Here is a 22,402-nt window from a genome sequence, read left to right on the forward strand (position 1 = left end):
AGGCCTTAGCAGCGCCCCTCGGCAACCGCCGCTGAGGCGACGCGGTCAATTTCTACTATATCGATAGAAATATAAGATCAGGGAAGACTGACGAAGCTGTCGAGCACCCGCTTACGGCCAGCATGTTCGAAGTCGATCTCCAGCTTGTTGCCTTCGATCTCCACCACCGCGCCATAGCCGAACTTGGTATGGAAGACGCGCTGGCCGAGCGCGATATCCTTGCGCGACGGCTGGGCGAAGCTGACCGCCGAGGCGCGTGCTTCGACCACGCGGGAGCCGGAGGCGGGTTTGCCGAGGCCGCCCGCGGCGGTCGCGCGCTGCCAGCCAGGACCACGCCCGGTTCCGCGTCCGACATGGGCGAAGGGATCGGCCTGTTCGGACCATTGCGCGCGCCACAGCGACTCCCCGCCTGACATCGTCGTCTCGCTCTCGACATGCGCGGGCGGCAGTTCGCCGACGAAGCGCGACGGGATCGACGAGGTCCATTGCCCGTAGATGCGGCGATTGGCGGCATGAAGGATCGTGCAGCGCCGCCGCGCGCGAGTGATCGCGACATAGCCGAGCCGCCGCTCCTCCTCGAGGCTCGCCAGTCCGCCTTCGTCGAGCGACCGCTGTGACGGAAAGACGCCCTCTTCCCAGCCCGGCAAGAACACCGTGCCATATTCGAGGCCCTTGGCGGCATGCATGGTCATGATCGTGACCTTCGCCGCGTCGGCATCGGCGTCATTGTCCATCACCAGGCTGACATGTTCGAGGAAATCGGGGAGGTTCTCATAATCCTCCATCGCCCGCGCCAGTTCGCTCAGATTCTCCAGCCGGCCGTCGGCCTCGGTCGACTTCTCGTTCTGGAGCATCGCGACATAGCCCGACTCCTCGAGGATCTGGCGGGTCAGCTCGGCATGCGGCAGCTGGCTGAGCAGGTCCCGCCAGCGGGCGATGTCACCGACCAGATTGCCGAGCGCGCGGCGTGCCTGGGGGGTCAATTCGTCGGTGCCGAGGATGCGCGCGGCGGCGAGCGTCAGCGGAATTTCCTCGGCGCGGGCAAGGGTGTGGAGCTTCGCCACCGCCTTGTCGCCGAGGCCGCGCTTCGGGGTGTTGATGATCCGCTCGAAGGCGAGATCGTCGGCGGGCTGGCTGATCACCCGCAGATAGGCGAGCGCATCGCGAATCTCGGCGCGCTCGTAGAAGCGGAAGCCGCCGACGATGCGATAGGGCAGGCCGATCGCGATGAAGCGGTCCTCGAACTCGCGGGTCTGGAACTGGGCGCGGACCAGGATCGCGACGTCGTCGAGCTTGCCGCCGTTGCGTTCATGGCTCTCGATCTCGTCGCCGACCCGGCGGGCCTCCTCGGGCCCGTCCCAGATCCCGACGATGCGAACCTTCTCGCCTTCGCCCTCCTCGGTCCACAGCGTCTTGCCGAGCCGCCCGCCATTGTTGGCGATCAGCCCGCTCGCCGCCGCCAGGATATGCGGGGTCGATCGGTAATTCTGCTCGAGCTTGATCACCGCCGCGCCGGGGAAGTCGCGGTCGAAGCGCAGGATGTTGGCCACCTCGGCCCCGCGCCACGAATAGATCGACTGATCGTCGTCGCCGACGCAGCAGATATTCTTGCGTTCCTGCGCGAGCAGGCGGAGCCAGAGATATTGGGCGCTGTTGGTATCCTGATATTCGTCGACCATCACATAGCGGAAGCGCTGCTGATAATCGGCAAGGACGTCGCGGTGGCTCTTCAGGATGACGAGCATGTGGAGGAGCAGGTCGCCGAAGTCGCAGGCGTTCACCGCGCGCAGCCGGTCCTGATATTGCTGGTAGAGTTCCTTGCCCCGGCCGTTGGCGAACAGCTCGCTTTCGCCCGCATCGACATCGAGCGGGGTCATGCCGCGGTTCTTCCAGCGGTCGATCAGCCCCGCCAGCTGGCGCGCCGGCCAGCGCTTCTCGTCGAGGTCGGCAGCGGCGAGCAGCTGCTTGAGCAGACGCAGTTGATCGTCGGTGTCGAGGATGGTGAAGCTGGGGGTGAGACCGACCAGTTCGGCATGGCGGCGCAGCATCCGCGCGGCGACCGAATGGAAGGTGCCGAGCCAGGGCATCCCCTCGACCGCCGCGCCGAGCAGCCGGCCGACCCGATCGCGCATTTCGCGCGCGGCCTTGTTGGTGAAGGTGACGGCGAGGATCTCGGACGGCCAGGCGCGGCGCGTCGCGACGAGATGCGCGAGCCGCGCGGTCAGCGCTGCGGTCTTGCCGGTGCCCGCCCCCGCCAGGACCAGAACCGGCCCCTCGGTGGTCAGCACCGCTTCGCGCTGGGGCGCATTGAGGCCGCGCAGATAGCCGGGTTCGGGTGCGGGAATGTCCTGAGTCACCCGTGAACAGTTAGGGAACGCCGGTCTCCGGGGCAAGCCCGCCGCACGCCGGGCTGCCCGAAAATGTCCGTCTCCAGGTGGCGGCGGCCGCTCCATCCACCATGGAAAGGCCGCCGCCACGGGCCCGGACCGGCCGGCTAAACCGACCCGGGCAGCGGAAGGCGATGAGAGAGGGTGTTAGGACGCCTTCATATTGTTGCTGACGTTATTGAACGTCGTGGAAAGCTGATTGCCCAGCGCGGTCATCGCGGTGATGGCGGCGACGGCGATCAGGGCAGCGATCAAGCCATATTCGATGGCCGTCGCGCCGCGGCTGTCGCGGGCCAGGCTAAAAAGCTTCTGCATGGAATTGTCCTTTATTCGCCTCTCGTACGACTTTGGTCTAAACCCGACGCCATTAAGCGGGCGTAACAAGCTAGAGTTAAGGGAGGTGAAACCACGTTAATCCGCCAGTTTCCCGCCGTTGAGCGATGCCGCCGCAGGATATTGAGTTAGAAAAGCGATTAAACTTATTAACTGTGATCGCTGGCAGCGTTTGCATAAATCCCGCATGAGCGAGGTCATAGCCAACAGGGATTTCTTCACATGGTCGATCGCCTTCCGCCCCACGCCTATCTCGTCGCCGCAGTGATTGCCTCGGGCGCGTTCTGGCTGGGCGTGAGCCAGCTGGTCGGGCTCTTCCTCAACTGATCAGCGATATCGTGAGGAGGCGTCTGGTGGGTCCGCCGGGATTCGAACCCGGGACCTCTCGATTAAAAGTCGCTTGCTCTACCGACTGAGCTACGGACCCACCGACGCCGCCTCCCTATTGGGCGCGGCTGCGGCGGTCAACCCAAAGCACGGATAAGCCGCGCCCGCGCCTGCCGGACCGTGCGGGCGCCCCGCCCCACCCGCCAGCCGGGCGCGATCAGCGACAGCGGCTTCAGGACGAAGTCGCGCTGCTCCAGACTGCGATGCGGGATGACGAGCGGCCCCCCGATCCAGGCCCCGCCTGACCACAATATGATATCGAGATCGAGCACACGCGCGCCCCAGCGGCGGCCCCGGCGGCGGCCGAATGCCGCCTCCATCGCCTTGAGCCGCGCCAGCAGCACGGGCGGATCGACATCACCCTCGACGATCGCCGCCGCATTGGCGAAACTGCGCCCCGCGGGACCGAGCGCGGGGGTGCGAATGACCGGCGAGGCCGCGATCACTACCAGCCCGATGTCCTGCAACGCCGCGATCGCCGCGCGCACCACGCCGGCCGGCGCGCCATGGCGGCCATGGCGGCGGTTCGATCCTATCGCGATGGCGTAACGATGGGGCACGGCGTCCGCCTATAGCGACGGACGCCGCCTATTCTACCCCCAGTTGGCGACGAGCGCCTGCATCACTTCTGCGGCGACGCGCGCACCGACCTGATCGATCGACGGCGGCACAGGCCGTTCGCGCTGATAGCCATTGGGTCCGGCAACGAACCGCCCCGGCCCCGATGGCGGCGGATTGCCCTGGGTGACGACCGTCGCGAGCAGGGTGCCGCTGCGGATATCCTTGACGTCGACGCGGAAGGTATAGCCGCTCGGCGCGTCGTCGTCAGGAGTCTGAAGTACTTCGACGAGTAGTTCGGCCTTGCCGAGCAGCGCAGACATCTCGACCGACTGCGCGTCGCCGCGGTCGACGCCCTTGTTCAGCGCGGTCGAACGCATGATCAGCGTGCGATCGATCAGCCGCGCCCCGCCCGACAGCATCGTGCGGTTGAACCCCTGTGCTGCACGCCAGTCGGCACGCTCGGGCAGGCCGGTCTCGCGCGCGCCATCGGCAGTGACGGCGGTGCGGCCCGACCGGTATTCGGCCTCCACGCCGCGTCCGGCGACCGTGGTCGAGCCGTCATAATATTGGGTCTTGTCGATCACCCGCCCATCGGCGAGCGTGTAGCGCGACCATTCCTCATAGCTGGTCGACAGCGAGTCGGTGAGCTGGCGGTTCCAGAAGATCACCATGCGCGGGCTTTTGCGCCGGGCATAGGCCGATCGGAAGGCGCTGGCCGTGGCGGCGTTGACCTGCCCCGCACTCGGCGGCGGCGGCGGCGCCTTCAGCACCTCGGGCATGCCCTGGCGATATTCCTGGGCGGCGGCGCCGGTCGCCAGCAGCAGCGCGAATCCCAGAGCCGCCGACAGCTTCGTCGTCACGCTCATCGCATATCCTCCCAACCGGAAGCGAAATCGTCGTCGTCAAAGGCGGCGAACTCGTCGCCCTCGTCGCCCTCGTCGTCCCAGACATCACCCTGCGCCTTCACCCCGGCGCGCGCGCGGGCCTCACAGGCGCTCATTTCACCGAAACCGACGACCGGCACATAGCGGTCGTCCGACCAACCCTGCATGACGGGCGGCGTCTCGCGCCAGCGCGGCTGCGCGAAGCCCTGCGGCGGGGCGGCGGCGAGCAGCGGCTGCACCTGGCGGATGGCGCGCGGCGCAGGAACATCCTGTCCGGCCTGCGCCGCGCTTGCCGCGAACAGGACCGCGAGCGTGAGAGCCGCCCGGATCATGGCTGCGACGTCCGGACTTCGACGAGATAATATTTGACCTCGTCGCGGCCGATCGACAGCCCGCGATAGACCCCGGTGGCCTTGGGCTGGAGGATCACCTTCTTCCAGAAGGTCGAATCCTCGGTCGGCACCTGATCGGCGTCCATGAAGGAGGAGCGCGCGTCGAGCTCGACCACCTTCTTGGTGCAGTTGACGAAGCGGGTGATCACCTCGACCGAATTGGTCTCGGTCCGCCGCGCGAACATCGCCTCGACGACGACCCGGTTGGCGAGCTTCTTGTCGGTCATCTGCACCGCGTTGAGATCGATCGGCGTCATCGACGAGGGCACGTTGGCGACCAGCGCCGGTCCGCCCGACGACACCGAATGTTTCGCGTCGCCAATATCGCATTTGACCGGCCGGTTCTCGCGCGCCTGCGCCGGCAGGGCGATCAGCGCCCCGGCGGCGATCGCGGTGAGCAGTGAAATCCTCATCAACCGTCTCCCCAAAAAGCAACTAGCGCAGGGTTGCGCGAAACGCCTCGTCCTTGGCCCAGGCGGCCTTGTCCTGCTTGCGCTGGGCGGCGACCTTGACATTGTCGCCCGGCGCGGCGGGACCGAAGCTGGCGGCGCTGCGCGAGCGCGACCAGACGATGCCACACTTGCCCGCGCTCGCGGTCATCGGCTTGATCCCCGCGACCTCGAGCGGCTTGTCGTCGCGGCGATAGGCCATGCTGACCGCCGGCACGCTCCATGCCGCAGCCGCGGCGGCCGCCACCGCCTTGCCGACCGCGGGCTTCTTGCCCTTGGCCGCCTTGCCCTTCGCCGGCGCCGCCCCCGCGCCCCAGCGCGTCGTGCCGACCAGGATGGTCGCGGGCAGGCTGTCCCACATGCGGATATCGGCGCTCGGGCGGACGGTCTTGGAGAAGGCGTTGAGCAGCATGCCCGCGCCCTGCGCGTAGAGCATGTTGCCGCCCATCTGCTGCACGACGGATGAGCCGACGGTCGAAGCCAGCGCGCTGGTGGTTTCCAGCCCGGCCTTGAACTGCGCCTTGCCGTTGAGGATGCCGTCGATCGCGCGGCCGCCCCGGGTCGACGCCTGGGTGTAGAGGTTCGCGCCCTGCGCCATCGGCCAGGCGCGCGTGGCGGCGCCGCTGCCCAGCGTCACGATCGCGCCATTCTCGGCAAAACCGGTGCCTTCGCGGAACACCATCTTTTCCTGATATTGGCCATCGGTCGCCTTGACCGGTCCGTTGCCCAGTTCGGACAGGATCAGCAGATTGTCGCTGGGCCCGGGGGTCTTGAGCTTGGGATCGATCTTCGCGGCGTCGGCGAAGCTGTCCTCGGCCTGGCCCTTGTCGCCCGCGCAGTGCGATGACCAGCCCTGCAGATAGGTCAGCAGACCGAAATCCGACTGATAGGTCTCGTCGGCAGAGACGGTGTCCTGATATTCGGCCGCCTTGAACGAGGCGCGGGCGTTGTCGTAATCGCCCTTCCGCAGATAGAGCAGGCCGCGATAATAATAGGCCATCGCCCGCTCATAGGGCTCGCCCTTGAAATCCTTGTTCACTTCGAGCCGGGTGGTGCTGGTCGCCTTCTGCGCCTGCGCGTCCTTGCCGTAAAAAGACTCGATGCGGTCGAGTGCGCCGTCGAACGCCTTCTCGGCATCGGCATAATAGCCGAGCTCCATCGCCAGCAGGCCGAGCCGCTCGAAGTTGAGCACGGCATTATGCTCACCGTCATAATAGAGGACGCGATAATATTCGCGCAGCTTTTCCTGCCGGTTGGCGAGATAGGCTTCCATCTCGTCGGGATAGGGGCCGGGACCATATTGCGCCTTCCACGCCTTCAGCTGGGCGGCGCGCGCCTTGGCCGCGGCTTTGGCGGCGGCCGGATCAGCGGCGGCGGAAGCAGCGCCAGCCGCCTGCTCCTGCGCCTGGGCGGTCATCGCCGCCATCGATGCCAGACATGCGGCGGCCGCCCCGGCCGCCAGCCCCTTGATCATCCTCATAGAACCCTCGTCCAGCGTGAGACTAGCGATAGACGACGTCGTCGGCCCCGGCGCGGCGGATCTTGTAGGTCCCGTTCCACACCAGCGTGCCATATTCGAGGTCGAGCATTTCGAGCGAGATGACGGTCAGCCGCTCCTGCATGCCGGTATCGTTGTTGCGGCTGTCGAGCGAGGTGATCTTGCCGACGAGCTTGTAATCTGCGCCCGCGGTCGCCTTGGTCAGCCCGGTCGTGCCGGTGTCGACCACGCCGCCGCGCTTGAGCGCACGTTCCTGCTCGACCGCGGCGATGAATTCGCGGCTGACAAAGCGCATCTTGCCGCGCGCGGCATTCATCAGCTTGCCGCGCAGCTCGTCGGTGATGATGTCCTTGTCGATCCGCTGCGAGCTCTGGTTGCGCAGGTCCGAGCTGTCGAGGATGATACGCGGCGGCGTCGCCCGGTTCGAAATCTCCGGATTGGCCATCAGGTCGCGGACCATCTGATCCGCCATACGGCCGAGATCCTGTCCTTCGATGCCCACGCCAGAAACGATTCCGCGCGCATCGGGATCAAGATCGACCGCCTGATGCGAGCGATCCTTTGCGATCGCAGCGCCGCCAGAAACGATCAGGCTCGCGGACACAACAGCGGCAAAAGCCGCCTGGCGCATATTCAACATTTTACCCCCGTTCGCACGCTCGTTACTGGAACGCCCCCGCTCCGGTCCCAAGCTGATTGGACTGTCGTGACGCTAGGCGCAGCGTAACTAGGGTCAAGTCCCAAATGAGATCGACACGCCGAACAGCCACCCTGTTCCCCTAACCTGGATCAACCCGGAACCGTTTCGCCGCCTGACCAAGGACGAACGTCAATCGGCGGCACGGATTGCAGGGTGGCCGAGCGATACCAGAATTGGACGTAACGCCCCGGATCGGCCGAGCTGCACACAACATCTTGTGTCGGCCCGGACAAAAGACCGGTCAGGCCGTGTCGAACGTTACGAGCAAGCACCGAAAAAATATCGGGAATCCAGCACGAAAGGGCGTGAAAAGGCTTGATCGGGCGACTCATCGGTGATTCTGTGCCTGGATGAATCGCGTCCCTCTTTTCCAGATGGCCCGCACTGCGGCTCTGCCGGCGGTGGCGATTCTCATCATCGGCTATTTTGCCAGCGCCGCGCTGGTCGGGCCCAACGGGCTGCTGGCGCTGGGCGGGTACAAGCGCGAGCTGCGGGTGAAGAGCGAGGAACTCCAGCGCACCCAGGCAATGCGCGACCGGCTGCGCCATCATGCCGAGCTGCTGAACCCCGCCAAGGTCGATCCAGACTTCGGTGATGAGCTCGTCCGGCGCTCCACCGGCCAGGTGCGACCCGACGAAATTATCATTCCACGAAACTAGACGTGTAATAAAATTAGGCGCCGATGGCGGCGATGCGTTGATATCTGCGCGGGCCAACGCCTATAAGCGCGGCGTCACCCCTCCCCGGGACAAGGAGCAATCCGCTTGGCTAAACCAGCACAGCCGCGCGCAACTGCAAAAGCAGCGCCGCGCAAGCCAGCAGCAGCAAGGGCTTCGGCCCCGAAAGCCGCCGCTGCGAAAAAGACCACCCAACCAGCGCTATCCAATCGCGAACGCCCGAACGAACCAGATCGGTACAAGGCGTCGAAGGCGGAGATGCTCGAATTCTATCGGCAGATGCTGCTCATCCGCCGTTTCGAGGAAAAGGCGGGCCAGCTGTACGGCCTCGGCCTGATCGGCGGTTTCTGCCACCTGTATATCGGGCAGGAAGCCGTTGCCGTCGGGCTGCAATCCGCGCTGGAGGTCGGCAAGGATTCGGTCATCACCGGCTATCGCGACCATGGGCATATGCTGGCCTATGGCATCGACCCCAAGGTGATCATGGCGGAGCTGACCGGACGTGCGGCGGGCATCAGCCGCGGCAAGGGCGGCTCAATGCACATGTTCTCGGTCGAGCATCGCTTCTATGGCGGTCATGGCATCGTCGGCGCGCAGGTGAGCCTGGGCACCGGCCTCGCCTTCAAGCATAAATATGCCGGCGATGGCGGCGTCGCGATGGCCTATTTCGGCGATGGCGCGTCGAACCAGGGCCAGGTCTATGAGAGCTTCAACATGGCCGAGCTGTGGAAGCTCCCGATCATCTTCGTGATCGAGAACAACCAGTATGCCATGGGCACGAGCGTCAACCGCTCCTCTGCCGAAGACCAGCTCTATCGCCGGGGCGAAAGCTTCCGCATCCCCGGTCTGCAGGTCGACGGCATGGACGTGCTCGCGGTGCGCGGCGCGGCCGAGGAAGCCGTGCAGTGGGTGCGCAGCGGCAAGGGGCCGATCCTCCTCGAGCTCAAGACCTATCGCTATCGCGGCCATTCGATGTCCGACCCGGCCAAATATCGCAGCCGCGACGAGGTCCAGTCGGTGCGCGACAAGTCCGATCCGATCGACCATCTCAAGCGCGAGCTGGAAGCGGCGGGGGTGACCGAGGACGAGCTGAAGACGCTCGAAAAGGAAATCCGCACGATCGTCACCGAAGCGGCGGACTTCGCCGAGCAGTCGCCCGAGCCCGAGGCCGGCGAACTCTATACCGACGTGCTGGTGGGACAATATTGAGATGGCAGTCGATCTGAAAATGCCGGCGCTTTCCCCGACCATGGAGGAAGGCACGCTGGCCAAATGGCTCGTCAAGGAAGGCGACACCGTCAAGTCGGGCGACATCCTGGCCGAAATCGAGACCGACAAGGCGACGATGGAGTTCGAGGCGGTCGATGAGGGGACCGTCGCGCAGATCCTGGTCGCCGAGGGCACCGAGGGCGTGAAGGTCGGCGCGGTGATCGCGCGGATCGCCGAGGAAGGCGAGGATGTGAGCGCCGCCGCCCAGCCCAACCCCAAGGCCGAAGCCGCGCCCGAACCCAAGGCCGAGGCGGAAGCACCCGCCCCCGAAGCACCTACCCCGCACAAGATGGAGACCGGCGCGCGCGACCTCGTTGCCGCGGTCGCCGACACGCGCGACGATCCGGAGGTTCCGGCGGGTACCGAGCTGGTCAAGACCACCGTCCGCGAAGCGCTGCGCGATGCGATGGCCGAGGAGATGCGCGCCGATGGCGACGTCTTCGTGATGGGTGAGGAAGTTGCGCAATATCAGGGTGCCTATAAGGTCACCCAAGGACTGCTCGACGAGTTCGGCGACAAGCGGGTGATCGACACGCCGATCACCGAATATGGCTTTGCCGGCATCGGCACGGGCGCGGCGATGGGCGGCCTCAAGCCGATCATCGAGTTCATGACCTTCAACTTCGCGATGCAGGCGATCGACCACATCATCAACTCGGCTGCCAAGACCAACTATATGTCGGGCGGCCAGATGCGGTGCCCCGTGGTGTTCCGCGGTCCGAATGGTGCTGCGGCCCGCGTCGGCGCGCAGCACAGTCAGAATTACGCGCCCTGGTACGCCAGCGTGCCCGGCCTGATCGTGATCTCGCCCTATTCGGCGGCCGACGCCAAGGGCCTGCTGAAAGCCGCGATCCGCTCGCCTGATCCGGTCGTCTTCCTTGAGAATGAATTGCTCTACGGACAGAGCTTCGACGTGCCGAAGATCGACGACTATGTCCTGCCGATCGGCAAAGCGCGGATCTGCCGCGAGGGCAGCGACGTGACGATCGTGAGCTATTCGATCGGCGTGGGCGTCGCGCTCGAAGCCGCGAAGCAGCTCGAGGCGGAAGGCGTCGACGCGGAGGTGATCGACCTGCGCACGCTGCGGCCGCTCGACAAGGCGACCGTGCTCGCCAGCCTCAAGAAGACCAACCGCATGATCGTGGTCGAAGAGGGCTGGCCGGTATGCTCGATCTCCTCGGAGATCATCGCCATCGCGATGGAGGAAGGCTTCGACGACCTCGACGCGCCGGTTCGCCGCGTCACCAACGAAGATGTGCCGATGCCCTATGCCGCCAATCTGGAAAAGGCGGCACTGCTCAAGGTATCCGATGTCGTCGCGGCGGCTAAGTCCGTGATGTACAAGGATTAATTTGAGCATTTCCCCTCCAATACGGAATATTGCGGAAGGGAAGGTCAGGAAAACATGGTAAGGTGTCTCCCGAGTCGGTTTCGACTCGGGAGACGGCACATGCTCGGTGAACATATGCCTGGCGTCAGGCAGACCCCTTCCAACCGATCGAGCGACGAGCTTGTCGGCCGCCTCCTCTACGTGGAGGATAATGCCCAGATCGCCGAGATCACCTGCATGATGATGGAGGATATGGGCCTCGAAATCACCCAGGCCGCGTCCGCCGAGGAAGCATTGCTGATCGCCGGAGACGGCGAGTTGCAGTTCGACATGGTGCTGACCGACGTGGTGATGCCCGGCCTCAGCGGCGTCCAGCTCGCGCGCCGCCTCAACCGCCGCTGGCCCGACCTGCCGATCGTGCTGGTCAGCGGGTTCAGCGACGAACTCGCCGCGGGCTATGGCGCGCAATATGAGCTGCTCCGCAAGCCGTTCACGCGCGGCGCGCTGCTCGGCACGCTGCAACGCCATCTCGACGGCGAATTCTACCAGACCGTCTGATTTCGCCATTTTAGCCGATCCCGAACGCCAGCTCGCCATCAACTACGCGACGCCGTCAAAGCGCGCCGCGCTCGAATGCCTGTGGCGGCTCGACGAACGGATGGGCGCGATCGTCGCCGCAGCGCGCGAACCCGCGATCGGAGCGATGCGGCTGCTATGGTGGCGCGACGCGCTGGCCAGGCTCGACGACATCAAGGCGCCGGTCCCCGCCGAGCCGCTGCTCGACGCGGCGGCCACCCTGCTCGTCGATGGCGGCCTCGCCGGCGAGGCGCTGGCGGGCCTCGAAGAAGGCTGGGCCGCGCTGCTGGACAGCGAGGAGCCGGGCGAAGCCGAGATCGTCGCGCATGGCGAACTGCGCGGTGCACGGCTGTTCGCGCTGTCCGCGCAACTGCTCGGCGGCGCTCCGGAGGAGACGAAGCGCGCAGGTGCGGGCTGGGCACTCGCCGATCTGGGCCATCGCCTGCGTGACCCGGATGCGCGCCGCTTCGCGCGCGAGCGCGCACTCGCGGCGCTGTCAGACGCGGATATCGCCAGCTGGCCGGGCACGCTGCGCCCGCTGGGCCTGCTGGCGGTGCTGGCGCGGGGCGACGCCCGGATGCCGCCCGCCCGGTTGCGGCGGCAGGGTGCGCCAAAACGGTTGCTTCGGGCCCTCGCCTACCGGCTGACCGGACGCTAGACTAGGTCTCGAACGAGGGGGGAGACAGCCGATGTGGCGATATCTGGCCGGTGGCGTGGGTGCGCTGCTGCTCGCGGGCAGCGGGCTGGTGCTGTGGCAGCAGCTTGGCGCGAGCCCGCCGATCGCCCCGCCCGTCCCTGCGATCGCGCCGGAACCGGCTCCGCTGGCCGAGCCGCCCGCGGCGACCGAGAAGACGCGCGAGGAAAAGCGGTTCCAGCGTTATGACAAGGACCGCGACGGCAAGGTCGCCCGCGAGGAATTCCTCGCCACGCGACGCAAGGCTTATGCGAAGCTCGACGCGAACGGCGACGGCAAGCTCAGCTTCGAGGAATGGTCGATCAAGACCAGCGACCGCTTCGCCAAGGCCGATGCCGACAAATCGGCGGCCCTGACGCCTGCGGAGTTCGCCACCACGCGCATCGCCCGCAAGGCGGCGCGGCCCGCGCCGTGCGTGCCGGACAGCGACAGCTAGCCGACAAGGACCGCCGTCAGCGGTCTATCGGGTCAGCGCGGCGCGCCGGCGGCCTTGGCGGCTTCGTTGACGCTGGCGCGTGCCATGGTATCCGCCGCGTTGGCGGCCATGGCTTCCCAGCTTTCCGCCGACCGCTCGTGCATCGCCTTGCGGTTCGGCAGGGTGGCGTTGGCAGCGGCAGCGCGCTGTGCGGCCGCGTTGGCGCGATAAATTTCGACGTTGCTCATGGTAAGGTCCTTCGGAACAGGATCAGAGCGGCGCGAGCCGGGTGGTCGGCAGCAATTCGTTCTTGCGCGCCTTGCTCTGGATGAGGGATTCGAGATTGCGTGAGATCGCGGCGACCGAGCCCACGGGGTCGGCCTTCGGATCTTCCACGCCGAACTGCTGAAAATCGGCGATGCTCAGCAGAAATTTGCAGCTGTCCTCGTCGACCAGCGCGTTGAACGCGATGTTCCGTTTCTCGACGGTCGCGCTGTCGGGGTCGATGAGAACGAGGGTTTCGGTGGTCATTAATTATCCTGTCGCCGGAGGTCGGCGCCACGCCGTCATGCAACGGACGCGATTCTACCAATTTCGATGGAAGCTTCCCTAGCGTCTACCGCCAGAATCTCAAGCCCGGCGCACTTCTTTTCGGTTAAATCGCAGCTTCGAAACCTGCCGCCTTGGGCCATTTCGGATTGATCATCGCCATCGCGCGGAACAGGGTTCCCATTTCCTCCTCGTCGGTGAGGCGGCGATAGGCGGCGCCGATCTCGTCCGCGCGGTCGGGATGATGGCGGCCCAGCGCCGCCGCGCGGGCGGCGATGCCCAGCGTTCCCAGGAAATATCCTTGCGACACCGGCCCCTCGATCCGCGCGCCGGCCAGCCGCCCGGCCTCGCCGAGCGCGGTGAAATCGACATGCGCCGTCAGATCGTTGGCGCCGGGATTGCTGAACACATCGGCATAGGCATGGGCATTGAGCGCCTGGAGCGTATCGCCCGCGTCGTAATTCTCATGGCCATAGTCGATGACGAGCATCGCCCCGCCCTGCCGCACGATCCGCTTCGCTAGCGCATTGCCGATCGCCAGGCCGGCGGGTGACGTCTCGTAGATGCTGCCCGCAACGGCATCGTGCAAATGCTCGGGAACGCTGTCCTCGGCGGGGGTGGCGCCCGGCACCGACGCGAAGCCCTCGTCGCCCAGCCCCACCATCCGCTCGCGCCAGCCGCTATAGGTCTGGATATATTGGCGGTAGGGCAGCGCATCGAAGAATTCGTTGGCGATGATGATCAGCGGCGCGTCGGTCGGCAGCGTCTCGATACCGTCATGCCAGGTGGCGTCGGGCAGACGATCCTGCTGGAGCTTGCGCAGCACCGGACTGGTCTCGACGAAATGGACCTTGGGATGGCGGCCAAGCGCCCCCATGGCGCGCAGGGCGTCGGCGGCAAGGGTTCCGCGCCCCGGCCCCAGTTCGACATAATGGACCGTCGAGGCACGCGAGCGCGCCCACATATCGGCGAACCATATGCCGATCATTTCGCCGAACATCTGGCTGATTTCCGGGGAAGTGATGAAGTCGCCCTTCACGCCGAAAGGATCGTGCGAGGCATAATAACAGCCGTTCGCCGCCTCCATATAGTCGGCGACGGGGATGGGCCCCTTCTCCTCTATCCTTCGGATCAGCGCGTCGGCCAGGTCCGCGGGTGTCTGCATATATCTCTATTCGTCGACGTAAATCGCCGCGAGACATAACCTTATTTGGTTAGAAAAGCATTACGCCGCGACTCTCCGCCTGGCGGTGGCAATCAGATAGGCGCCGCCGAGGATCATCGGCACCGTCAGCGTCTGTCCCATGGTCAGCCCCCAGCTGAGCGTGCCCAGTTGCTGATCGGGCTCACGGAAATATTCGACGAAGAAGCGGCTGAGCCCATAGCCGAGCAGGAAGATGCCGACGAGCTTACCCGGCTGGTTGCGCGCGTCGGTCCGCCAGAAGAAGAAGGCCAGGACCAGTCCGAGCAGCAGGCCTTCGAGCCCGGCTTCGTATAGCTGGCTCGGATGGCGCGGGTCGCCGCCGGGCGCGTTGGGAAAGATGATCGCCCAGGGAACGTCGGTGGGGCGGCCCCACAGCTCGCCGTTCACGAAATTGGCGATGCGCCCGAAGAACAGGCCAAACGGCACGCAACAGGCGATATAGTCATGGATACGTAGCCAATTGAGGCCATATTTCCGCGCCATATAGAGGATGCCGAGCGAGACCCCGGCCGCGCCGCCGTGGAACGACATGCCGCCCTGCCACAGCTTCAATATATCGATCGGATTGCGGAGGATGTCGGGCTGGTAGAAGAGGACATAGGCGAGCCGCCCGCCGACAAGAATGCCGATCGTCGCGTAGAATACGAAATCGTCGGCATGGCGCCGCGCCATCGGCGCGTTGGGCTGCGCGATCAGGCGCGTCAGATAATACCAGCCGAGCAGGATCCCGGCGATATAGGCCAGCGAATACCAGTGGATCTGAAGAAGGCCGAGATCGAGCGCGATCGGATCGAGGTGTAGATCGTCGAAATGAAGCGCGGAGGCCGCATTGGCCAGGACGGGCAGGTGCAAGGGCGTTCCCCGGAAACAGACTGCGCCTGCCATAGCCGGGGGATGGGGCAAGAGGAAGGGTAGATCAGCCCGGGCCCATCCGCAGCCGGAGCCGGTTCCAGCCGTCCGCCGACCGGTAGTCGATGATCTCCGCCCAGGCGCGGACCAGATCGAGCCCGGCGCCGCCGCCGCGTTCGGGGATCACCTCGCCGGGCGCGGCTTCGCGCAGGTCGAACGGCGCGCCGGTGTCGGCCAGCACGATCTCGATGGCCTCGCCGTCCAGCGCCAGGCTCAGTTCGATGTCGCCAGCCGCATCGACGCCGCCATGTTCGACGAGGTTGAGAACCAGCTCTTCGACGATGATTGCCAGCCGCGCCGCCCGGTCGATATGCAGCGTATGATCGAGCCCGAAGGCGCGCGTCGCCGCCAAAGCGGCTTCGATCGCCTCCGCTCCGTTGCAGCGGACCGTCACCGACGGCGATTTGGAGTCGCGAGCGCTCATAATTGCGCTATGTCATGCCTTACTGGTCATGGGGATGGCGAGAATCATGCGCAGGATTATTTTGATCGCGTCGGGGCTTGCGGTGCTCGCCCAACCCGCCTGGGCGGAGATCGGCCGCGTCAAGCGGATCATGGGCGTTGCAACGGTCGAGCGGGGCAGCGCAAAGCTGAAGCCCGCGCCCGGTTTTCAGCTGCAGCCCGGCGATACGCTGGTGACCGGCAAGGACGGGCAGATGAGCCTGTCCTTCATCGACGACACGCGCTTCTCGGTCGGGCCGAACAGCCGCATCTCGGTCGATCAGTTCGACTATAACCGCACCACCCAGGCCGGCAGTTTCGTCACCCGCGTCAACCGGGGTTCGCTCGCGGTGGTCTCGGGGCAGATCGCGAAGTCGAAGCAGGATGCGATGAAGGTGCGCACGCCGACCTCGCTGCTGGGCGTGCGGGGCACGCGCTTCATCGTCGAGGTGCCAAAATGAGCCGCCGCCTGATTCCGCCGCTCGCGCTCGCGGCACTGTTGAGCGGCTGCGCGACGCCGTCGCTCACCCTGCTGCCGAGCGAGGAAGGCAAGCAGGGCGCGGTCGCGGTGATCGAGGAGAATGGCAAGCCGGCCGAGGTCGTCGTCAGCGAACTGAACAGCCGCACCAACCTTGCAGGCAAGCCGCACACCAAGGCGATCGACCCGTCGAAGCTGAGCGCTCAACAGCGAGCGCTGATCGAGGCGTTGCCGCCACGCCCGGTCCGTCTGACCCTCTATTTCAAGGAAGGCACCACCGAGCTCACCCCGGACTCGCGGCCGGGGCTCGACTTTCTCAAGAAGGAAATCGCCGGCCGGCCCGGCGCGGAGGTACAGGTGACCGGCTATACCGATACGGTCGGCAGCGACGAGGACAATGACCGGCTGTCGCAGCGCCGCGCGGAAGACGTTCTCGCGGCGCTGGCCGAGCAGGGGATCGAGCGCGACATGATGAGCGCGGTCGGGCGCGGCGAGCGCGAATTGCGCGAGCAGACCGGGGATGGCGTGCCGAACCCGGCAAATCGCCGTGTCGTGGTGATCGTCCGCTAACCCAGATAGCGGACCGCCATCACCGTCAGGTCGTCGGTCGGATCGGTCCCATCCTCGAACGCGCGCACCGCATCGCGGACCGACTCGATCATCGCGGTCGCGCTGTTGCGGCCCTCCAGCGCGGCAAGCAGCCGTTCATGACCGAACAGCGCGTCGGCCCCGTTCAGCGCTTCGCTGACTCCATCGGAGATCAGCACCAGCGTTTCGCCGGGGGCGAGCTTCATCGGCTCGTCGGGATAGGGGAAATCGACGATGCAGAAGGGCGGACCGCCGTCGAGCTTGTGAATCGCGATCGTGCCGTCGGTGCGGACATGGAGCGGGTCCTCATGTCCCGCGCTCATCAGCACCAGGTCGCCGGTCGAGGCGTCGAGGATACCGACCAGCATCGTGACGTTCATCGACTCGCTGTTGTCGCGCATCAGCTCCTCATTGAGGATGAAGGCGGCGTCGGCGAGGCTCGGCGTTCCGCGCAGTACGACGCTCTTCGCCAGCGCCTTCGACAGCGCCATGAACAGCGCGGCGGGCACCCCCTTCCCCGTCACGTCACCGACCAGGAAGGCGATGCGATCGGCATCGAGGCGGATCACGTCATAGAGGTCGCCGCCGATCGATCTGGCGGGTTCGAGCAGCGCGTCGACATCGATGCGCGGATCGATGCGGGCAAGGTCGGCGCGCGGCGGCAGCATGCCGAGCTGGATCGTGCGTGCCGCCTGAAGCTCGCCCTCGGTCGCCGCCGCGGCGATGCGTTCGCGCACCAGCGTCTCGCGCAGCCGCTCACGCTCGCGCCGTGCCTCGACGAACATCCCGCCCGCGACACCCGCCGCCGTCACTCCGCCGAGCAGCAGCGGCCGCAGCGGATCGATCAGCCATGACAGGCCAGCGAAGGCGAACCACGCCCCGGCCGGAACGGTGACCGCGATCATGGCGGGGGCAAGCAGCCACAGTCGCCGCCTGCCGGGCGCGAGCAGCAGCACAAGCAGCGCCAATAGCAGCCCCAAGCTCCATTCGGCGGGGGCAGCCCAGCGCGGCCGTTCGAGCCAGCCGCCGCGCAGGATCGCATCGAGCGCCTGCGCCTGGACGAGCGGGCCATAATATTCGGCCGCGAGCGGGGTCGCGACGATGTCGGCGGTGCCCTCGGCGGCGAGACCGACCAGCACGATCTGTCCGGCGAAGGCGTCGGCGGGGAAGCCCTGCCGCAGCACATCGGCGGCGGAGCTGATCGCCTCGGGCGGGAAATGGCCGAAGTGGAGCAGCAGCCGTCCTTCATCATCGACCGGAACGCGCCGCTCGCCGATCGCGATGCTGCCAGGCCCGGCGGTGATCGCGGTTGCGTCGAGCCCGATCCGCGCCAGTTCGAGCGACAGACCGGGCATCGGCCGTCCGCCGACCTTCATCAGCGTCGGCACGCGCCGGACGACGCCGTCGCTGTCGGGGCGGCCGTTGAGCAGGCCATGGCCGAGCGCGGCCTGTTCGAGATCGGGGATATTGGCGATCACGCGCGGCTCGGCGGGAAGCGCGGGCGGCAACGCGCCTTTGACCTCTGCGTCGACGAACAACTGGCCGGGGTCGCTCCCGCCCGCGGCGACGCCCGCGCGCCCGAGCACGACCGGCGCGCGGCCGATCACCTGTCCCCACAGCCGGTCCATCGGCGGAAGCGCCTGCACCTCGGCAGCGGCAGCCAGGCTGAGCTCAGGATAGAGCGCCGCGAAGATGTCGGGGCGAACGCGATCGGGTTCGGGGAAGAGCATGTCGAAGCCGATCGCCTTCGGGTGGCGCGCGGCGATCTCCTCGGTCAGCCGCGCCATATGATAGCGCGGCCAGGGCCAGGGGCCGACCGCCGCCAGCCCGTCGCCATCGATCAGCACGACATGGACCTTCGTGCCTGACATGTCGCGCGGGGCGGTCCGCTGCCACAGGTCGAACAGCGGGCGGCGCATCGCCTCTCCGCCCCAGGCGCTGAGCAGCGATGCGAGCAGCAGGCCCGCAACCCCGGCGAGCCAGATGCGATGGTGACGTTTAAAGGCGGACTTCAAGGCCGTCATAGGCGCACAGCACCTCGAGCGGCTGCTCGCGCCGGGTCAGCTCCTCATAGCGGATGCTTTCCCTGTGCATCCGCTGGATGTCGTCGTCGCTGTAGACGGGTTCGTGATGGAACAGCGCCAGCCGCTTCGCGCCAGCCTCGTGACAGATATCGATCGCGACGATGTTCGAGCTGTGCCCCCAGTCCTCCTTCATCGAGACCGCATCGGCGAGCGAATACATAGTGTCGCAGATCACCAGATCGGCATCGCGGAAGAAGGCCGCGACTTCGACCTCGCCCTCCATGCTGTCGATCTTGTGCTCGCTGTCAGTCGAGAAGATCGCGGTCTTCCCGGCGGTATCGGTGAAGCGATAGCCGTAGCTTTTGTGGCTGTGATGCTGCTCCATCACCTGAACATCGACCCCGCCGATATGATAGGTCTTGCCCGGCGTGAGCATGACGAACTCGATCTTGGCGCGCAGCCAATCGAAGGCGACCGGGAAGCTGATCTCCTCCTGCTGCCGCCGGAACGCCTTCTCCGCATCGGCATGGCCTGAATGGATGACGATCCGGGTATTGGGATCGAAGGCCGGTCCGAAGAAGGGGAAACCGCTGATATGATCCCAGTGAAGGTGGGACATGAAGACGTTGAAGACCCGTTTATGGCCTTGAAGGATGCGACCGAAGGCATTGATCCCGAACTCGCGCGCGCCGGTGCCGAAATCGCACAGGATGAAGGATCCGTCGCCTTGCGCTTCGATCTCGACGCAGGTGGTGGCCCCGCCATAGGTGCCGCCCGTCGCGAAATCGAGTTCGCCCTCGACAAAGGCAGCCGCCTCATTCTCGTCGGCAAAGCTGCGCCCGCCCGCTGCAACCAGTGCGCGGGCGATCTTGCCCTTTATCGACTGAGCGGTCGGGGCCACCGCCAGCGATCCGCGCGTTCCCCAAAACCTGACGAGCATGCGATATCCCCTGAAATGATTGTCAGGCGGCTAGCGCGCCATCGACTGTATCGGTCACGCCGAAAAGCTTGTCGTAGCGGCTGATCGCCAGGATCTCGCGCACTATATCGTTCGGCGCGGCAAGCACTATCCGAACGCGAAGCCCATCAGCCTTGCGCTTGGCCAGGGTCAGTGCGCGCAGGCCGCGCGACGACATATAGGAGATGCCCGAACAATCGACGACCAGCTTCGCCGATGCCGCGCCGGCGCGGCCGACCGCCTCTTCCAGCTTCGTGCCGAAATCCTGTGCGCTGCTCTCGTCGATCTTGCCTTTCGGCAGCCCTACAATGGCCCCATCGCGTGCGTTTTCTGTCCAATCCATGCGGACACTCCCCCTCGTCACGGCCATGCTAACCTGCTTTGCCGCAACAGGGAATGTGGCAATTACAGATCGAGCCGATCGAGCCAGTCGGACATCAGCCGCCGTCCCGCCGCGACGGCGGTGACGCCATGATCGTCGTTCTGCGCGCGCAGATCGGCGACGCTGGTGCCCGCCGCCTCGATATAGGGCTCATCCTTCAGCCAGACGTCGAAGCGCGGATCCTCGCCCATTTCGGGATGGCATTGCAGCGCGAGGATGTTGTTGCCGCGCCGGAAGGCCTGATGCGCATAATGGCCGGTCGAGGCCAGCAGTTCGGTGCCTTCAGGCAGATCGAAGGTATCGCCATGCCAGTGCAGCACCGGCACATCCTCGATATGGCGCAGCGGCGATCCATAGCCGGCGGGCGTGATCGAGACCGGCGCATAGCCGACCTCCTTGACCGGCCCCGGATAGACCCGCGCGCCCATCGCGGCGGCGATCATCTGGCTGCCAAGGCAGACCCCGATCGTCGGCCGGTCGAGCATGATCCGCCGCGCCAGCCGCACGATCTCACATGCGATCCAGGGATGACGGTCGGTCTCATAGACCCCCATCGGCCCGCCCATCATCACCACCAGATCGGGCGCGTCGAAATCGATATCGGGAAAGGCCGGATCGGTGACGTCGATCCGGTCGATCTCATAGCCCGCCGCTTCGACGGGGGCGCGGAAACCGGCAATGCCTTCATAGGGGGTGTGGCGGATGATCAGCGCGGTCTTCATGGCGCAAGACTAGCCACAAAACGCCGGAAACCAAGGCCAGAGCTTCTTGAATGGCTCCAAGTTAAACTCTATTCGCTGGGTAGAGATCAGTCCCCCGTCAAAATCCGGTCGACGAGCTGCTTCACCGTCGGCACGAACCCGTTCGAATAGAAGGGGTCCTGCTTGAACTTATAGGCCGCGTGGCCGGCGAACATCAGGTTCTCGTCGATCGGGCCGCCATGGGCGATGTCCTGCAGCGTCTTCTGGATGCAGAAGCTGCGCGGATCGGCGAGGCGGCCGGTGGAGTTGCCTTCGGTGTCCGCCCAGGACGAGAAGCCGCACTGGCTGAGGCAGCCCATGCAATCGGCCTGATCCTTGCGGATGATCTTCATCTCGTCGGTGGTGACGAAGACCAGCGTGTTGTCGGGCGTCTTCAGCGCGTTGGTGAAGCCCTGGCCATACCATTCGCGGGCGCGGTGCAGGTCGCCCAGCGTCACCCAGAAGCTCTTGCCCTTTACGCCGACATCAAGCTGATATTGATGGTCGCCTGCGGCCTCGCCCGAAAAGGCGATCTGACGTTCGGACCGCGCTTCGAGGTTGCGCAGGAAGGGATTGCGGACCGCCGACGAATAGAAGCCGGTCGGCGAGAAGCGGTGGAGCAGCACGTCGCCCGGCTCCAGCTTGGTTAGATGGTCTTTCCATCCCTGCGGGATCGGGCTTTCCTGGGTCAGCAACGGGCGGGTGCCGAACTGGAAGGCGATCTGGCCGAGCTCGGGATTGTCGATCCAGTCGTTCCAGTCGCGCAGATACCAGACGCCGCCGGCCATGATGATCGGCACATCGTCCGAAATGCCGCCGCTGCGCATCGTCTCGCGCAGCGCCTTGACGCGCGGATAGGGATCCTGCGGCGCCTTGGGATCTTCGGCGTTGGACAGGCCGTTATGGCCGCCCGCGAGCCAGGGATCCTCATAGACCACCCCTGCCAGCCATTCGGCGGCCTTGGAATAAGCGCGCTTCCACAGCGCGCTGAAGGCGCGGCCCGACGACACGATCGGCAGATAGTTGACGCCGTAGGACGCCGCGATCTCGCTGAGCTTGTAGGGCATGCCCGCGCCGCAGGTGACGCCGGCGACCATGCCGCGGGTCCGTTCCAGCACGCCGTGCAGGATGCGCTGGGCCCCGCCCATTTCCCACAGCACGTTGATGTTGATCGCGCCCTTGCCGCCCGCGATCTCGAAGGCGCGCTTCACCTGTTCGACCGCGCCGTCGATCGCATAGGCGATGAGTTCCTCATGCCGTTCGCGGCGGGTGAGCGCGTTGTAGATCTGCGGGATGATCTTGCCGTCGGGATCGTAGCTGTCGGCATTCACAGCCGACACGGTGCCGATGCCGCCCGCCGCCGCCCACGCGCCGGAACTGGCGTGGTTCGTGGCCGAGACGCCCTTACCGCCTTCGATCAGGGGCCACACTTCGCGCCCGCCATAGACGATAGGCCGCAAACCCTTGAACAACGAGACCTCCAAACACGCGCGAGCGACGCCGCAGAATCCGGGCCCTATAAGGCGAAGCGCCATAAAATGCGCGCAAAATCTCCGCGCCCGGATCTTTATGAGACA

General features: G+C 65.8%; 26 protein-coding genes and 1 tRNA gene. 8 read left to right on the top strand and 19 right to left on the bottom strand.

The window, feature by feature from the left end; all coding sequences use genetic code 11:
• Nucleotides 1-77: 77 nt before the first annotated feature.
• From ASE00_RS07975 to ASE00_RS08015, 9 genes are all read right to left on the bottom strand, one after another.
• Nucleotides 78-2,357, bottom strand: a complete 2,280-nt coding sequence (locus tag ASE00_RS07975) for an ATP-dependent helicase (protein ID WP_056378822.1) — start codon at nucleotides 2,355-2,357, stop codon at nucleotides 78-80.
• Nucleotides 2,358-2,534: 177 nt separating this feature from the next.
• Complete coding sequence (locus tag ASE00_RS07980) at nucleotides 2,535-2,702, bottom strand: Flp family type IVb pilin (RefSeq protein WP_056378823.1); 168 nt, start codon at nucleotides 2,700-2,702, stop codon at nucleotides 2,535-2,537.
• A 369-nt stretch (nucleotides 2,703-3,071) separates the two neighbouring features.
• A tRNA-Lys gene (locus ASE00_RS07985) sits at nucleotides 3,072-3,147 on the bottom strand.
• 37 nt (nucleotides 3,148-3,184) lie between these two features.
• A complete protein-coding gene (folK, locus tag ASE00_RS07990; protein ID WP_056378825.1) occupies nucleotides 3,185-3,667 on the bottom strand; it encodes a 2-amino-4-hydroxy-6-hydroxymethyldihydropteridine diphosphokinase in 483 nt (160 codons plus the stop codon).
• A 33-nt stretch (nucleotides 3,668-3,700) separates the two neighbouring features.
• Nucleotides 3,701-4,534, bottom strand: a complete 834-nt coding sequence (locus ASE00_RS07995) for a hypothetical protein (RefSeq protein ID WP_056378826.1) — start codon at nucleotides 4,532-4,534, stop codon at nucleotides 3,701-3,703.
• Complete coding sequence (locus ASE00_RS08000) at nucleotides 4,531-4,884, bottom strand: hypothetical protein (RefSeq protein WP_056378828.1); 354 nt, start codon at nucleotides 4,882-4,884, stop codon at nucleotides 4,531-4,533. The genes ASE00_RS07995 and ASE00_RS08000 overlap by 4 nt, the downstream gene beginning before the upstream one ends.
• Nucleotides 4,881-5,357, bottom strand: a complete 477-nt coding sequence (locus tag ASE00_RS08005) for a hypothetical protein (protein WP_056378830.1) — start codon at nucleotides 5,355-5,357, stop codon at nucleotides 4,881-4,883. Before ASE00_RS08005 ends, ASE00_RS08000 begins: the two co-directional genes overlap by 4 nt.
• 22 nt (nucleotides 5,358-5,379) lie before the next feature.
• Nucleotides 5,380-6,873 (bottom strand): hypothetical protein, encoded by a 1,494-nt coding sequence (locus ASE00_RS08010; RefSeq protein WP_056378832.1) that lies wholly within the window; start codon nucleotides 6,871-6,873, stop codon nucleotides 5,380-5,382.
• Between the two features lie 22 nt (nucleotides 6,874-6,895).
• Entirely contained in the window at nucleotides 6,896-7,531 is a 636-nt protein-coding gene (locus ASE00_RS08015) for a penicillin-binding protein activator LpoB (RefSeq protein ID WP_056378833.1), read from the bottom strand.
• Between the two features lie 434 nt (nucleotides 7,532-7,965).
• Here ASE00_RS08015 and ASE00_RS08020 point away from each other — a divergent pair, with 434 nt between their 5' ends.
• The 6 genes from ASE00_RS08020 (at nucleotide 7,966) to ASE00_RS08045 (ending at nucleotide 12,573) form a co-directional block, all read left to right on the top strand.
• A complete protein-coding gene (locus tag ASE00_RS08020) occupies nucleotides 7,966-8,250 on the top strand; it encodes an FtsB family cell division protein (RefSeq protein WP_235538570.1) in 285 nt (94 codons plus the stop codon).
• Between the two features lie 105 nt (nucleotides 8,251-8,355).
• Entirely contained in the window at nucleotides 8,356-9,477 is a 1,122-nt protein-coding gene (gene pdhA / locus ASE00_RS08025) for a pyruvate dehydrogenase (acetyl-transferring) E1 component subunit alpha (protein ID WP_056378838.1), read from the top strand.
• Between the two features lies 1 nt (nucleotide 9,478).
• Nucleotides 9,479-10,888 (top strand): pyruvate dehydrogenase complex E1 component subunit beta, encoded by a 1,410-nt coding sequence (locus tag ASE00_RS08030; protein ID WP_056378840.1) that lies wholly within the window; start codon nucleotides 9,479-9,481, stop codon nucleotides 10,886-10,888.
• Nucleotides 10,889-10,987: 99 nt separating this feature from the next.
• Nucleotides 10,988-11,425: a response regulator gene (locus ASE00_RS08035; RefSeq protein ID WP_056378843.1), complete on the top strand. Its 438-nt coding sequence runs from the start codon at nucleotides 10,988-10,990 to the stop codon at nucleotides 11,423-11,425.
• Entirely contained in the window at nucleotides 11,337-12,101 is a 765-nt protein-coding gene (locus ASE00_RS08040) for a hypothetical protein (RefSeq protein WP_235538572.1), read from the top strand. Before ASE00_RS08035 ends, ASE00_RS08040 begins: the two co-directional genes overlap by 89 nt.
• A 31-nt stretch (nucleotides 12,102-12,132) precedes the next feature.
• Entirely contained in the window at nucleotides 12,133-12,573 is a 441-nt protein-coding gene (locus ASE00_RS08045) for an EF-hand domain-containing protein (RefSeq protein WP_056378845.1), read from the top strand.
• Between the two features lie 32 nt (nucleotides 12,574-12,605).
• Here the strand turns inward: ASE00_RS08045 and ASE00_RS08050 are convergent, their stop codons facing one another.
• The 5 genes from ASE00_RS08050 to ASE00_RS08070 all read right to left on the bottom strand — a co-directional run bounded on the left by ASE00_RS08050 (nucleotide 12,606) and on the right by ASE00_RS08070 (nucleotide 15,638).
• On the bottom strand, nucleotides 12,606-12,800 hold the full coding sequence (locus ASE00_RS08050) for a hypothetical protein (protein WP_056378847.1): 195 nt from the start codon (nucleotides 12,798-12,800) through the stop codon (nucleotides 12,606-12,608).
• A 22-nt stretch (nucleotides 12,801-12,822) separates the two neighbouring features.
• Complete coding sequence (locus ASE00_RS08055) at nucleotides 12,823-13,083, bottom strand: hypothetical protein (protein WP_056378848.1); 261 nt, start codon at nucleotides 13,081-13,083, stop codon at nucleotides 12,823-12,825.
• A 124-nt stretch (nucleotides 13,084-13,207) separates the two neighbouring features.
• A complete protein-coding gene (locus tag ASE00_RS08060; protein ID WP_056378851.1) occupies nucleotides 13,208-14,266 on the bottom strand; it encodes a class I SAM-dependent methyltransferase in 1,059 nt (352 codons plus the stop codon).
• A gap of 60 nt (nucleotides 14,267-14,326) precedes the next feature.
• On the bottom strand, nucleotides 14,327-15,190 hold the full coding sequence (lgt, locus tag ASE00_RS08065) for a prolipoprotein diacylglyceryl transferase (RefSeq protein WP_056378853.1): 864 nt from the start codon (nucleotides 15,188-15,190) through the stop codon (nucleotides 14,327-14,329).
• 31 nt (nucleotides 15,191-15,221) lie between these two features.
• On the bottom strand, nucleotides 15,222-15,638 hold the full coding sequence (locus tag ASE00_RS08070) for an ATP-binding protein (protein WP_056378855.1): 417 nt from the start codon (nucleotides 15,636-15,638) through the stop codon (nucleotides 15,222-15,224).
• Nucleotides 15,639-15,684: 46 nt separating this feature from the next.
• Between ASE00_RS08070 and ASE00_RS08075 the strand changes: the two genes are divergently transcribed.
• Nucleotides 15,685-16,116: a FecR domain-containing protein gene (locus ASE00_RS08075; RefSeq protein ID WP_056378857.1), complete on the top strand. Its 432-nt coding sequence runs from the start codon at nucleotides 15,685-15,687 to the stop codon at nucleotides 16,114-16,116.
• The gene (locus ASE00_RS08080; RefSeq protein WP_056378859.1) at nucleotides 16,113-16,703 is read left to right on the top strand and encodes an OmpA family protein; all 591 of its coding nucleotides are present in this window, start codon (nucleotides 16,113-16,115) and stop codon (nucleotides 16,701-16,703) included. Before ASE00_RS08075 ends, ASE00_RS08080 begins: the two co-directional genes overlap by 4 nt.
• On the opposite strand, the gene ASE00_RS08085 is transcribed toward ASE00_RS08080, so the two are convergent.
• From ASE00_RS08085 to ASE00_RS08105, 5 genes are all read right to left on the bottom strand, one after another.
• Nucleotides 16,700-18,736 (bottom strand): CHASE2 domain-containing protein, encoded by a 2,037-nt coding sequence (locus tag ASE00_RS08085; protein ID WP_056378860.1) that lies wholly within the window; start codon nucleotides 18,734-18,736, stop codon nucleotides 16,700-16,702. The two genes, ASE00_RS08080 and ASE00_RS08085, sit on opposite strands and share 4 nt — an antisense overlap.
• The gene (locus tag ASE00_RS08090; RefSeq protein WP_056378862.1) at nucleotides 18,720-19,685 is read right to left on the bottom strand and encodes an MBL fold metallo-hydrolase; all 966 of its coding nucleotides are present in this window, start codon (nucleotides 19,683-19,685) and stop codon (nucleotides 18,720-18,722) included. The genes ASE00_RS08085 and ASE00_RS08090 overlap by 17 nt, the downstream gene beginning before the upstream one ends.
• Nucleotides 19,686-19,707: 22 nt before the next feature.
• Nucleotides 19,708-20,046, bottom strand: a complete 339-nt coding sequence (locus ASE00_RS08095) for an STAS domain-containing protein (protein ID WP_056378864.1) — start codon at nucleotides 20,044-20,046, stop codon at nucleotides 19,708-19,710.
• A 62-nt stretch (nucleotides 20,047-20,108) separates the two neighbouring features.
• The gene (locus ASE00_RS08100; RefSeq protein WP_056378866.1) at nucleotides 20,109-20,807 is read right to left on the bottom strand and encodes a glutamine amidotransferase; all 699 of its coding nucleotides are present in this window, start codon (nucleotides 20,805-20,807) and stop codon (nucleotides 20,109-20,111) included.
• An 86-nt stretch (nucleotides 20,808-20,893) separates the two neighbouring features.
• Entirely contained in the window at nucleotides 20,894-22,297 is a 1,404-nt protein-coding gene (locus ASE00_RS08105) for an NAD(P)H-dependent flavin oxidoreductase (protein ID WP_056379453.1), read from the bottom strand.
• Nucleotides 22,298-22,402 lie beyond the last annotated feature (105 nt).

This window comes from Sphingomonas sp. Root710, assembly GCF_001429065.1.
Taxonomy (GTDB): Bacteria; Pseudomonadota; Alphaproteobacteria; order Sphingomonadales; family Sphingomonadaceae; genus Rhizorhabdus.